The organism is Sporomusa sp. 246TCP1 (genome assembly GCF_057319775.1).
On the sequence record NZ_CM170492.1, the window covers coordinates 4,452,504 to 4,465,713 of the forward strand.

10 protein-coding genes, 1 pseudogene and 1 riboswitch are annotated in these 13,210 nt (G+C 42.3%); of the genes and pseudogenes, 2 read left to right on the plus strand and 9 right to left on the minus strand.

All coding sequences use genetic code 11. The features are described 5' to 3' along the window. Positions 1 to 9 precede the first annotated feature (9 nt). The 4 genes and pseudogenes from AC1ECB_RS21045 to AC1ECB_RS21060 all read right to left on the minus strand — a co-directional run. Positions 10 to 1,068: a FecCD family ABC transporter permease gene (locus tag AC1ECB_RS21045; protein ID WP_485665617.1), complete on the minus strand. Its 1,059-nt coding sequence runs from the start codon at positions 1,066 to 1,068 to the stop codon at positions 10 to 12. Further along, complete coding sequence (gene cobI, locus AC1ECB_RS21050) at positions 1,065 to 1,787, minus strand: precorrin-2 C(20)-methyltransferase (protein WP_485665618.1); 723 nt, start codon at positions 1,785 to 1,787, stop codon at positions 1,065 to 1,067. The genes AC1ECB_RS21045 and cobI overlap by 4 nt, the downstream gene beginning before the upstream one ends. A 114-nt stretch (positions 1,788 to 1,901) precedes the next feature. Beyond that, a riboswitch (cobalamin riboswitch) is annotated at positions 1,902 to 2,086 on the minus strand. A 186-nt stretch (positions 2,087 to 2,272) separates the two neighbouring features. Beyond that, positions 2,273 to 3,397: a tRNA (N6-threonylcarbamoyladenosine(37)-N6)-methyltransferase TrmO gene (gene tsaA / locus AC1ECB_RS21055; protein WP_485665619.1), complete on the minus strand. Its 1,125-nt coding sequence runs from the start codon at positions 3,395 to 3,397 to the stop codon at positions 2,273 to 2,275. A gap of 63 nt (positions 3,398 to 3,460) precedes the next feature. After that, positions 3,461 to 4,483 (minus strand): annotated as a pseudogene (locus tag AC1ECB_RS21060) (TonB-dependent receptor domain-containing protein); the annotation flags it as partial. Between the two features lie 367 nt (positions 4,484 to 4,850). Here AC1ECB_RS21060 and AC1ECB_RS21065 point away from each other — a divergent pair. Together AC1ECB_RS21065 and AC1ECB_RS21070 are read left to right on the plus strand one after the other, a co-directional pair. Beyond that, complete coding sequence (locus tag AC1ECB_RS21065; protein ID WP_485665620.1) at positions 4,851 to 5,252, plus strand: hypothetical protein; 402 nt, start codon at positions 4,851 to 4,853, stop codon at positions 5,250 to 5,252. Between the two features lie 112 nt (positions 5,253 to 5,364). After that, a complete protein-coding gene (locus AC1ECB_RS21070; protein WP_485665621.1) occupies positions 5,365 to 6,039 on the plus strand; it encodes a Crp/Fnr family transcriptional regulator in 675 nt (224 codons plus the stop codon). Between the two features lie 86 nt (positions 6,040 to 6,125). Here AC1ECB_RS21070 and AC1ECB_RS21075 read toward each other — a convergent pair whose 3' ends face one another. The 5 genes from AC1ECB_RS21075 to lpdA form a co-directional block, all read right to left on the minus strand. Continuing rightward, positions 6,126 to 9,272, minus strand: coding sequence for an efflux RND transporter permease subunit (locus AC1ECB_RS21075; protein ID WP_485665622.1), 3,147 nt, complete (start codon positions 9,270 to 9,272; stop codon positions 6,126 to 6,128). 11 nt (positions 9,273 to 9,283) lie between these two features. Further along, positions 9,284 to 10,444 (minus strand): efflux RND transporter periplasmic adaptor subunit, encoded by a 1,161-nt coding sequence (locus AC1ECB_RS21080; protein WP_485665623.1) that lies wholly within the window; start codon positions 10,442 to 10,444, stop codon positions 9,284 to 9,286. A 194-nt stretch (positions 10,445 to 10,638) separates the two neighbouring features. Next, positions 10,639 to 10,959, minus strand: coding sequence for a hypothetical protein (locus AC1ECB_RS21085; RefSeq protein ID WP_485665624.1), 321 nt, complete (start codon positions 10,957 to 10,959; stop codon positions 10,639 to 10,641). A 154-nt stretch (positions 10,960 to 11,113) separates the two neighbouring features. Continuing rightward, complete coding sequence (locus AC1ECB_RS21090) at positions 11,114 to 11,284, minus strand: hypothetical protein (RefSeq protein ID WP_485665625.1); 171 nt, start codon at positions 11,282 to 11,284, stop codon at positions 11,114 to 11,116. Positions 11,285 to 11,791: 507 nt separating this feature from the next. Beyond that, positions 11,792 to 13,195, minus strand: coding sequence for a dihydrolipoyl dehydrogenase (gene lpdA, locus AC1ECB_RS21095; protein WP_485665626.1), 1,404 nt, complete (start codon positions 13,193 to 13,195; stop codon positions 11,792 to 11,794). Positions 13,196 to 13,210 lie beyond the last annotated feature (15 nt).

Genomic DNA, 13,210 nt, shown 5'->3' on the forward strand with positions numbered 1-13,210 from the left:
GTAACGCCCCTACCCAAGCGTCTTGTTACGTATCCTAAAAATATAAACGAAGAACGGGCCGCCCAAAAGGGTCGTCAACACGCCAACAGGTATCTCGACATTGCCCACCGACCGCCCAAAGGTATCGGCAGTTAATAATAATATTCCGCCTGTTAAACCACACAGTGGAATGAGCACCTTATTATCCGAGCCTGTCAGCATCCTGACCATATGCGGTACAATCAGGCCAACGAAACCAATAATACCGCCAATAGCTACACATACTGCCGTAATCAGTGCACCGGCGGCTAACAGCACTGTTCGGAGACGGGAGGCATTAATACCTAGGCTACGGGCTTCCCGATCCCCTAAAGATACGATATTCAAATCTTCGGCATAATAGTAGCAAAGAAAGCAGGCCGCCAGGATCAGCGGCCAGCCATACAGCACATGCTCCCAACTCTTAGCCGCCAGACTGCCAATAAGCCACGAGACAATAGCAGATACCTGCTCGCCGGCCAGGCTTTTGACCATACTAATAGCCGCCGATAAGATGCTGCTGACAATAATCCCGGCAATTATCAGATTGGCTGATGATACATAGCCACCTACACGAGCCATAGACATAACAATAAGTAATGTCGCCACCGCTCCACCAAAGGCAAACAAGGTTACCGGCAGACCGCCCTGCGCAAAAACATTGAGATAAATAGCCACACTAGCGCCAAATGCCGCCCCTGTCGATACTCCCATAGTATACGAATCAGCCAGCGGATTCATTAACAGTGCCTGAAAAACGACACCTGCAACTGCCAGTCCCCCGCCAACTATAATGGCAGCTAAAATACGCGGCAGACGGATATCCCAAATAATAGCAATCTTAGCTGCATTGATATGGGCGTAAGCCTCCGGATTACCTGTAAGTTGTCCATAAATTACATTGGCGGTATCAGCCATGCTAATATCTGCCCGGCCAAACCCGATAGCGGCCAAAGTGAATAGCACCATAGCTGCCAACAGTACAAGACCCGCCACCCGCACCTTGGCTTGTTTATAACGGAGCAGCGGTGTTAACGGGCTAGTGCTCATGCCAATGCATGTTTACTCACTTTGGAGCGTTTCGTTAGAATGGTTGACAGGTAGTTCACCTTTTTGCTGCCATTAGTTTCAAGGTCATGAATGATTTCTTCACCTTCCAAACCACATTTCGAAACCATAACAGCGTTTTCCACCATACCGTGTCTATTTAATTTTTCAACAATTTCGGTAAAATTTTTGTATACTTTCATGAGTACAACATTGTCAGATACAGCCAGCACTCTTTCTAGCCGTTCATCATCAATGGTTGCCGGCACAATGCTAAGAATGTCGCCACCCTCCGCGAGCGCCATCCCCAGGCGGTTGCCAATGGCCGAGAAGGAGTTCACTCCCGGAATATTGATAATCTCATGACCGGAATCTTCCAGCAAGCGATGTACATACATATAGGTACTGTACAGCATGGGATCGCCCAATGTCAAAAAGGCCACTTTTTTACCTGCATCCAAAAGTTCCAGGATGGTCTTTTTATTGTTCACCCAAGCATCAGACAGTGCCTGCGCATTATAGTTCATCGGAAATACCAATTCTAAAATCTCGCTGCTTTCCTGAATATAAGGACGGGCGATAGACATTGCCGTGCTTTCATCCTTTTTCTCCGTCCGTGGAGCAATAATTACATCTGCTGTTTTAATAGCGTTAATCGCCTTCAAAGTTAGTAATTCGGGATCGCCAGGCCCCACGCCGATGCCGTAAAAAATTCCTGCCATATACTAAACAACTCCTTAACATAAATAAAATCTCTGTCACCATTCAATGGAGATAACAGAGATTGTTTGCCTAAAATCGGCACACAAATCCCCTCCCCATCGCTCGTAGGTTAAACGGTGATTGTTAAACAGGCAGTTCTTCTGACTTAGGATCATTGCTAGTCTGCGCCTTCCCAAAATAATGTTCTATTTCAGTGGCTTATTGCAGACCGGCTCCCCATCACAGCGGCGGGACCGTGCCGGCTTTGAACCGGCTTCCCTATTAAGCCCAATCGGGCACCTGTTCCCTATGGAATTAACTAAATTGTATGATTAAAAGTGAAAAAAGTCAAGTACAAACTGTGCCCTACAGGACGTGTTAGCCTTCATGGCTTATTAATTCATTGTTTTTTGTACCACGACAAAAGTACTATGAATACAATTTGTTCTTTTTAGTTTTTATAATCCAGATACCTTGAACCCGCTCCTATAAGCATCTATTCCAGTCATTTCTTCTCTTGTCTATTTAATACTATTCCTTGTCCCTTGACTTGGTAATATTCCTGACCTGCGCACACACGACAAAGCACTTGGTTTTCCCCTTGCTTTACCGACTTTGTTGCCATAAGCAATTCCCCGCATTTATCACAAACGGCAGTATCAGTTACCGGCGCATAGACCGGCAAATCAGGTTGAACCGTTTCGACAGCCAGCAATTCTTCGAACGGAAGCTGCACCATAGCAAAGGCAACTTCCCGCGCCGTTTTCCTGAAGAGTATTTCATCGTCGGGATTCCATGACCGGTTCTTAATCACTTTATCCATAAGCGGGTAAAACTCCGGCGCCAAGCTGTCAATGTGAGCGCGGAATTCCGGACGCACCCGGACGCGTACTCCTTTTTTCTCGCCTCGCATGGCAAAAGTAACCGCCGTGCGTCCCAGATCACGGTATATTAGAGAGTTGTTTCCAAGTGTGCATCCAGAAACAGCTTGTATCCCGTCGGTAAAACAGGCATTTATTTCGACCACGGCAATAAGCTCTTCCATGCCGTCAGATTGAGAAAGATCAATCCCCTGTTGACTCAGCCCATACATGGAAGCCATAACCCCCAGTGCAATTCCCGGACAAAAATGGCCATGAATTTCCGCAGTCTTTATGAGACAGCGGACTGCGTCTTTTTCTCGTATAGCCTGAATAAAATCCCTTCTGGGATTATACTTTAAGTGTTCCAAACGTTCTTTCTCTGTAACATCAGTATCAAGAAACGGAACATACGGTTTCAAATCATAGACCGGACTCCCGTTTACAGCATCCAATCCCTGTACATGCAGCAAGTTTCCCTCTATACCAAGCAGTTTTACAGTGGTCATACCTATAGACGATGGCCGTTTCGGACTGCGTGAAGCAAAAACCCCTTTTACCTCCCCAGTATAGGTTGGCCCTTTGAGTTTATAGCCTTCCGCAAGGTGAAACCCGAAAAAAACCTGGATGTGCTTAGACTCATTAAGCCGGTACAAGCCTTCAGCAAATTCATCATGTATGATTATCCGGCTGCTGCTTTGCCGCATCTCAAAAGGGTCAGCCGGTGAGCTATAAGGACTTTCAACCCTGCCTATTTCGGTTAATTTCATATTCGTTACACTCCTTTAACTTCGGTTAAATTAATTTTTTCTGCCTATATAACAAATATTCCTTTAAAATGCCAATTGATAGGACAAATTGTAGGTAGTTCCCTGCATTTCCAATCCGGAAATTTCTTGATAGTCTTTATCAAAAATATTATTAACAGCCAAAGCTATCGTGGAATTATTTCTGCTGTAAGCACAAGCTACGTCAACAAGTGTATGCCCGCCTAAAGTAGTATTGGTATCAACCTTCTTTTCACTTCGATAGCGGCCGTTTAAAGAGGCTTGAAACCCTTTTTGATTGTTGTAGTACAGACCTAAATTAATAGTCTTTTGGGGGATATCCGTCAAATCCAGTATCCCTTCAGGATCAAGTCTGTCTCCACTTTTAGCTGCGGTTTGCGTAGTATAATTCAATACTAGTCCTAAGTGGTGGTTAAACTGGTAATCTGTCGCTATCTCTACCCCCTTTATTTTTGCATTATCTATGTTATAAGTTGGCGGACCTGCGGTAATGCCTGAACCCATGTACGTATTGACATAATCATTAATATCATTATAAAATCCGGTTATCTGTCCGTTAAATTTAGCATTAAATTGCTTTTTCCAGCCTATTTCATAGGCCATGCCGCTTTCCGGTTTTAATGGCCCAATGAGTTTTTGCCATTCTGCCAAAGTCAGAGTCTCAGAATCTCCATACTTGTCTTTACTATACTTATTGCGGTTTTTTGCCGATGATGTGTCATAATAGTTAGAAAACCAACGGGAATAATCGGTCACGACAGGAGATCTAAAAATTTTGCTGGCACTGGCATAAACAGCTTCTTGTGGGGTTAGCTGATAAGTCATATTTACTTTAGGACTCAATTGAAATTCATTAGTAAGCTCCGTATTCATTAAATGATCCTCAGCTTTATACTGATCATAGCGTAAACCTAAACCGACTAAAGCTTTCTTAGTTACCTGCCAATTATCTTGAAGGAAATAACCGTTCATTTTTCCTTCCATAGCCGTATTAAAATTCTTTGAAGAAATATCAAACTTCAGATTGCGATAATCTACGCCATACAACAGCTTATGATTTTGGATTTGCTTGCTTTGCTGCCAACTATAGCCGCAATTATCTGTTTTGAAAGTCTTTTATAACACCATTTGCAATACTGATAAATTTTGAATCTTGACCGCTATCTAACTGATAATGAAATTCATTATCAGTTAATTTCTATTATGCTCTGTTCTAATTGAACAGTATCTGCTGCTACACTTTGTATAAAATCAAAAATAATTTCTTATTGACAATATAAATTAGAAATTATATTGTTAAATAAGAATAATCTTATTCGCAAGAATGAAAGGAAACTGCACATTGATAAAGTTGCAACTATTATATATCCTCGTTTTTTTAATGCTTTGTATTACTCCTGTCTCAGCAGACACCTGAGACTGCAGTTCCAGCCCTTTGTATAAGGGTTATCCTACTGACCAAGTGTCTGGTTATATTGCCGGCGAGTTTGATAAACTAGTACCAGCACCAGGCATTGACTGGCAAGGAGATGAAAAATTCTGGCTAACAAACGCCCGTAATCAGGGTTGGATCATACAGACGATGCCAGAAAATGCCAAAGTTGGTGCCATTATTATCGGATCAGACGACAGTCGCTCTACCCAGGTCGGCATCATTCGTAAAGCTGAAGGGAATTTTGTTGTTATTGAAACGCTTAGTAAAAAACAAAAATTGCTGTTGCTGTCTATTGAATATAAAAACTTAGAAAAGAAATTTGGGTTTTGCGGCTACATTTGGCCTGAAAAGTCCATGGACGGACAAAAAAGCATTTCCCGAAAGAGACTTGTTTTATATTAATGTCCAGCATGAATAGTTACCATTTTACAGGTATAGAAAAGTAATGTACTAAAACAAGAAGTCAATTACCAATCTATTCATTCCTTTTATGGGTTTAAAATTGGAGGCTACAATGGATAGAATTGTAGATGTATTACAGAAAAGCATTCTATTTGAAGGTAAAGAAAAAACAGAAATAAAAGATATTTTGTCTCAAACTGAATATAAAATCTGCAATTATAAAAAAAATGAGTTTATATTTAGAGCAGATCAGCCTGGAACTTATGTTGGCATCATTATAAAAGGCAGTATTGAGGCTCAAAAAAATTTCCCCTCGGGAAAAATCATCAGTGTTATGTATAGAAAAAAAGGTGAAATTTTTGGAGGGGCAGCACCTATCTTAGACCAACCCCATCAGTCTGACGTAATAGCCAAAGAAAACAGTGAGATTATTTTAATTCATAGGAATGTCTTAATAGACCTGCTATACAAAAATAATACTTTCCACAAAATGTTAAGCCTTGCTGCTACTCATGTCACGCAATTAAATAAAAAAATTGAATTACTTTCATATTCATCAATTAAACAAAAAATAGCGTACTTTTTACTTAATAACAACGATAATACTACTCATGATATCATTTATTTACCTTACTCCAAAAAATCATGGGCCGAAAACTTAAATGTATCCCGCCCGTCTCTTTGCCGGGAATTAAAAACTCTATGCGATGACCAAATTATAGAAGTAAATGATAAAAAAATTAAAATTCTTCAAAAAGAAAAACTATATTCCTTATTAATTGATTAATTGCACATTTTCAATTCAACTAAAAAGAAAAAGCACCACCATCTTTTAAAGATGGTGATGCTTTTTCTTTTTACTGCTTTATTCCATTATCCACCAATATTATTCTCCTTTGCTATTGACAGTTTTGACTTTCCTGCCAGACGTTCAATCAGGACAAAGAGCACCGGTATCAAAAAAATACCGACTGTAGTTGCCATTATCATACCGCCGACCACGGATGTCCCCATTGCATTCCTCGCTCCGGCACCGGCTCCTGTAGCCAAAGCAAGCGGCAGGCAGCCAATAATAAATGCCAGCGAGGTCATAAGAATCGGCCTTAGGCGCAATGTTGCAGCCTCTACAGCCGCTTCGACAGGATTCATTCCTTTATCGACCCTCAATTTGGCAAATTCCACTATTAAAATGGCATTTTTTGCTGCCAGCCCGATAAGTGTAATCAAACCAATTTGCATATACACATTATTCGTCAAATTAGCAATATACTGAAACAAAACAGCACCAAATACTCCCGCAGGCACAGCAAGCAGCACGGCAAAAGGTATCCGCCAGTTTTCATATAGCGCAGCCAAGCACAAAAAGGCAAACATTAACGAAAGCCCAAATAAAACCGGAGTTTTATTGCCAGCGTCTTTCTCTTCACGGCTTATATCTGCCCATTCATAGCCAAAGCCTTGCGGCAATACTTCATTAGCGGTTTCTTCAAGCGCCGCAAGTGCTTGTCCTGAACTATAGCCCGGAGCCGGCCCGCCGCCTATTTGAACAGCTCTGAAACCGTTAAAGCGTTTTATGACGGCCGCGCCGCTTTCCATAACCGGAGTTACTAACGTATCCAGCGGTACCATTGTACCAGCGCTATTTTTGACATAAAGGAAGCGTAATGCACTTACATCTGATCTAAACTCAGGTTCGGCCTGCATAATTACTTTATAGGTACGGCCAAAACTATTGAAATCATTTACCTGGAGTCCTCCTAAAAACACATTCAGTGCATTAAAAACATCATCAACTGCCACTCCTATTTTTTTTACCTTTTCCCGGTCAACTTCAAACCGGTAGGAAGGAATATCACTCCGAAAATTCGTATAGACCAATCCCAGTTCCGGGCGTTTACGGGCAGCGGCAATAAGTTCCCGCGCTACGTGGTCAAGTTCATCAATGGTGTTATTGCCCCGGTCCTCAAGCATGAAAGTAAATCCGCCATAACTGCCTATCCCCTGAATGGTAGGAAAGTTAAAAGACATTGCCATAGCTCCCGGTATCTCAGCCAGTTCCATATATGTTTTATGTACCTGTGCCTGAACATGTAAATCCGGTGTCTTTCGTTCATCCCACGGTTTTAGAACGGTAAATACCAAGCCGCTGTTAGGTTTATTGGCATCAGAAAGTACATCATACCCCATCATGGCAATTGTTTCTTTTACTACTGGGTTAGACCTGATAATGTCACCCATTTCTCTGACCACTTCATAAGTACGGGATAAACTGACTGCTTCAGGCAAGGTAATAATTGTCAAATAATACCCCTGATCTTCCTCAGGCACAAACGTCGGCGGAAGAACCTTCAAAATGCCGCCAATACTAAAAAGCATAATCCCCAAAAAGCATACCCAGACAGTAGTCCGCTCTATGCTTTTTCTTACGCCTCTACCATAAGACACCGTCATACGCTCAAACCAAACATTAAACGAATGAAACGCTCTCCCAGTGAATGTTGGTTTTGTTTCAGCATCAATAGGTTTTAAAAGCAAACTGCATAATACGGGTGTCAAGGTCAAGGCAACAAATGCTGACAAGGCCATGGAAATAACCACAGTAAGGGCAAATTGTTTATACAGCACACCCATTGTACCGCCTAAAAAGGCAACCGGCGCAAATACCGATATCAGTACAAAAGCAATCGCAACAACCGGGCCTGATACTTCATTCATAGCACGGATTGTAGCCTCACGTGGCGAAAATCCGTTATAGCGGATATGATGTTCGACAGCTTCCACAACAACAATTGCATCATCTACTACCAAACCAATTGACAATACCATAGCAAACATTGTGAGGGTATTAATAGAAAACCCGAGGAAAAGAAAAGCGGTTAATGTACCAATCAACGAAACCGGCACAGCCAATAACGGAATCAATGTGGCTCGCCATGTCTGCAAAAACAAAAATACAACAAGAACAACAAGCAAAAACGCCTCAGCGAAGGTTTTAAGGACCTCTTTCAGCGATTCTTTGATAAAATTTGTATTATCAATTACGATTTTATAATCCATATCGTTAGGAAAATGCTCAGCTGCCTCCGCTAGAACCCGCTTAACTTCTTTCACTGTTTCCAAGGCATTCGCATCTGTAGTTAACTGCAAACCGAAAATTACTGTATCACCCTTATTATAATTAGCCAAAATATCCGAATGCTGGTCAGCCAGTTCCACTCTGGCTAAATCTGCCAACCGCACCAAAGAACCATCCGGATTATTGCGAACAATAATTTGACCAAATTCCTCTGGTTTAACCAACCGGCCTTTAACCCGTACAGTGTATTGAAATTCCTGTCCGGGAACAGCCGGCAACTGTCCGATTTTACCGGGAGCAACCTGAATATTTTGACTGGTTATGGCTTGATGAATATCATTTGTCGTAATGCCGCTTTTAGCCATTCTATCCGGCTGGAGCCAAATCCGCATCGCAAAATCCGCTCCGCCATATACCGCGATATTCCCTACACCTTTGATACGTTTTAAGTCTTCTACAAAGTTTATATCGCCATAGTTTTTGAGAAAACCTTTATCATAGGTGTTATTCGGCGAACAAAGCGCAAAATACATCACCGTTTCTGCCGACACTTTATTAACTATTAAACCGGCATCCTTAACAGTATCCGGCAGCTGCTGTTCAGCCTGTGACATACGGTTTTGCACTTCAACAGCAGCCATATCGGCATTTTTACTCATATCAAAATTAACAGCCAGTGTATAAGAGCCGTTGTCAGAACAAATTGACTGCATTTCCGTCATATCGGGCACACCATTGACTTTTAATTCAATTGGCAAGGCCACAGCTTCTTCCACAGTATTGGCATTAGCCCCCATATAATTGCCGGTAATTGCCACCCGCGGGGGAATAATTTGCGGATACTGAGCAATCGGCAGAAAAAAAGCGGATATTATGCCTCCTGTTACAATCAATATTGACAAAACAATTGCAAAAATAGGATGGTTAATAAAAAATTTCGCCATTGGAGTACCCCCTACTTATCGGCTTTAACCGATAAATCCTCAATTGTAACCATACTTACTTTTAAAGTTGTTCCCGGCTGTGCTTTCTGGAAACCTTCGATAACAATACAATCCCCTGCCTGCAAGCCTTCTTGCACAACGCATAGATTACCAACATGCGGCCCCAGTTTAACTGCGCGGCTTTCCGCCTTATTCCCTTCACCCACAACAGTAACAAAACTCTTACCTAGCATTTCCTGAACTGCCCGTTGCGGAATAAGCATTGCATTTTTACGGAATTCTCCTTCACACCTGACACGCACAAACATCCCTGGCACCAAGATGTTTTGATCATTAGGAAATATAGCCTGCAAATTGATCGTTCCCGTATTCTGGGCAATTACGCTGTTAATCTGAGTAACCCTGCCTTCCAGCCCATAATCTGTCCCATCACTAAGATACAATGCAAGATGCTCCCACTGACTCGGCAACTGTCCATTGCCCATACGCATAAACCGGAGATGCTCCGTTTCACTCATACTAAATTTGACCCACACCGGATTAACTGAGCAAATATTGCCTAAAACTGTTTTACCGGCATCAACATAATTACCTACACTTAAATCTTTAATATCAATTCGCCCATCTATTGGTGAAGTAATTAAAGTATCAGCTAAGTCTGCTTCTGTCTGTTCCACCATGCCTCGCCCGGTTTCCACCCGGGCGGCAGCCTGTTGTGCCGCCGCCTCAGCATTGTCTAGCTCCTGTTGAGAAATCGCACCCTGTTTTGCCAGTTTACGATAACGAATTAAATCAAGTTCAGCTCTGTTATAATCGGCACTGGCTTCTGCCATATTACCTTGCCTGATAAGCACCGCCGCCTGATATGTTCTGGAATCAATGCGAAACAATGGCTGCCCCTGATGCACGGCAGCACCGCCTGTTACCAGCTTTTCTACGATAATACCGGAGACTCTGGATCTAAGTTCCACTTGTTCCGTAGCAGTAACTTCACCCACGTACTCATACACAACAGGAGTATCTTTTTGTACAACGGTTACCGCCTTTACAGCTACTTCTTTTGGCTGAACCGGCATTGCCTGCTTACTGTTGCCGCATCCTACAAATAGCAACGCGGAACAAATCATTCCTGCCACCAGCATATATTTCCTGAATAATTGTTGTTCAAACAAAATCTCACCTTCCTTTTCTTTAACAACTTTTTGCGAATGATCCCTTTTACCTGATTGCTGATTATACTATAAAACGAATACATTTGCTTTAACAGTATCTGCCGCTACAATTTTCTAAATCTATGTCAAACAAAACAAAATCATTGATATTCTTTTCAAATATCAATGATTTTTGTTTTGTTTATCTTTTCTTACTAATTGCTGCTATATTCAGGGATGACATCCATGTAATTGCACTTCCTGTCCAATTGCTTGATTACCAAATTAGAATTCATGTCGATTACTTGGACATGCGCAACTGTTTCGCTTCCCATACCGGTAATCCAGGCATGAATTCGAAATCCCCACTCTGGATATTCCAGGTCACGAACAACCGGTTTAGCCATTTCAGCTATACGGATTTGCTCCTCTGCATATGCCTCATGACCATCCCCGTCATTTGCGCTACAAATACCGATATTCATGCTTGCGACCATAGTCATCATTAAAAAACCAAATAAGAATTTTTTCATCATTTTCTTCACTCCTCAAAATAATCTTGGTACTTTAAATACTTATTTAGCACTAAACTGAATCATATAGTTATAACCAAGGTCAACTAGATTGATCATTTCAAATCCGTACTGGGTCATTGCCCTTTCGACTTCCTCCGGTGATAAACGCATATGTTTAGGTGGGCCAAAAGGCACCGCAGCCCATATCAAGAAATATATCGCCTTCATTAATGCTCAGTTCACTGAATACCTGCTTTGAATCATGCATATCAAAACTACTAGGTCGACGTACACATTTCTTATGTTGAAAACTATAATCAACTCTACTATTAGTACCGTTACTCAACTCTATCCCCCCCTTTTTTTATTGGACAGGCTCCAGGCAGTCTCTACCCGTTCTGCCACTCCTTCCACTGCAAAGCGGAGCAACCCACTCCCTCAACCAGCAGATAATGCTTTGATCATTATACTTAAACATAGCCTCACCTTCCTTACATTTTGACAGATGTTTGATAACAATTCTCGATTTGGATTAATTGTATTATAATGCAGATCGTTTGATATGAGCAGTATCCACCGCTACGGTTTATACTTTTTATATTTGCAAAAAATTTCGATGTGTAACAGCAGATACTCTCCCTATTCAAACCATTACTCTATAATCAAAAATAGAAAAGTGAACAAAAATGAAATTCATTTTTGTCCACTTTTTAAAACAACAAACGGACTAGATGCATTGCACCATGCATCTGAAATTGCCAGGACAATTTAAGTTAATCGAATCCTTGAAACACCCTACTGACTTGTTAACACTCAAACCCCGACAGGATAACAGCCATCCTGCCGGGGTTTGTTATTTGCTGCCCTTCAGCTTCACCTGATGAATAATATCACCATATATACCATAGGCACTTTCCATAACAGTCTCAGACAATGTAGGATGAGGGTGAATGACATTAGCAATGTCTTTGGCGGTTAGCCCGTTTTTAATTGCCAGCGCACCTTCCATAATAAGATCACTGGCATGCGGCCCCAGGATATGCATTCCCAGTATCTTGCCGGTAGCCACCGCGGCAATAATTTTTACCAGTCCATCAGTTTCACCCATTGTTACCGCTTTACCATTTGCGGCAAAATTAAATTTACTGGACTTGTACTCAATATTTTGCGCCTTAACTGCGTCTTCGTTCAACCCAACCATAGCGATTTCCGGTGTGGTAAATATGCAACTGGGAATTGCGCTATAGTCCATAACCGAACTCAACCCCATAGCGTTTCCGGCTGCTGTAATGCCAGCAGCTGATGCCGTGTGGGCCAACATGCTCTGACCGGTAACATCGCCAATGGCATAAATGCCTGGTATATTGGTTTCCATGTGTTCATTAACCTTAATACCTGCACGGTCAAAGTTCACACCTAGCATATCTAAGCCTAATCCTTCCGTCACTGGGCGACGGCCTGCAGCAACAAGCACCTTTTCTACCGGAAACTCCTGTACACCTTTGCCGGTATCGATTTTTACTACCACACCGCCAGCAGACTCTTCAATAGTAGTTACTTTGGCCCCAGCCAGCGTTTTAATCCCCTGCTTGCGCAGGATAACTCCCATACGTTTGATTAATTCACTATCCACCATTGGTAATATGGTTGGCAGCATTTCAACCACGGTTACATCACAGCCAAAGGCCTTCATTATTGCACTAAATTCAATCCCTACCACACCAGCACCAATGATTAGCATGCTCTTAGGCACTTCGGTCAGTTCCAGCAGCTCATCACTTGTGATAACAGCCGGTAACTGGTGGCCTGGAACCGGAATACTGCTAGGGATTGAGCCGGTGGCAATGATTATTTTACTGGCCGCAAACTCTTCTTTTCCTAACACATTACTAACCGTCAGACGCTGGGGAGCGGTTAGTGCCGCAACACCACGAATTACCGTAATGTCATTACTCTTAACTAATTGCTCGATACCGCCTCTAAGTCCGGCCACCACTTTGTTTTTCCGCTCGTTTATGGCGTTAAAATCAAAACCGATTGCATCCGCCCTTAGACCAAATTCAGCACACCGTGCTAAATCTTGCCATTTCTCCGCACTTTTTAATAAGGTCTTGGTGGGGATACAGCCACGATTCAAACACACGCCCCCCATATTGTCCTTCTCAACTAACAATATTCTGCCACCAAGTTGTGCGGCGCGGATCGCAGCCACATAGCCGCCCGGACCGCCGCCAATGACAGCCACATCATAGTTCATGTTTATTCCTTCCTT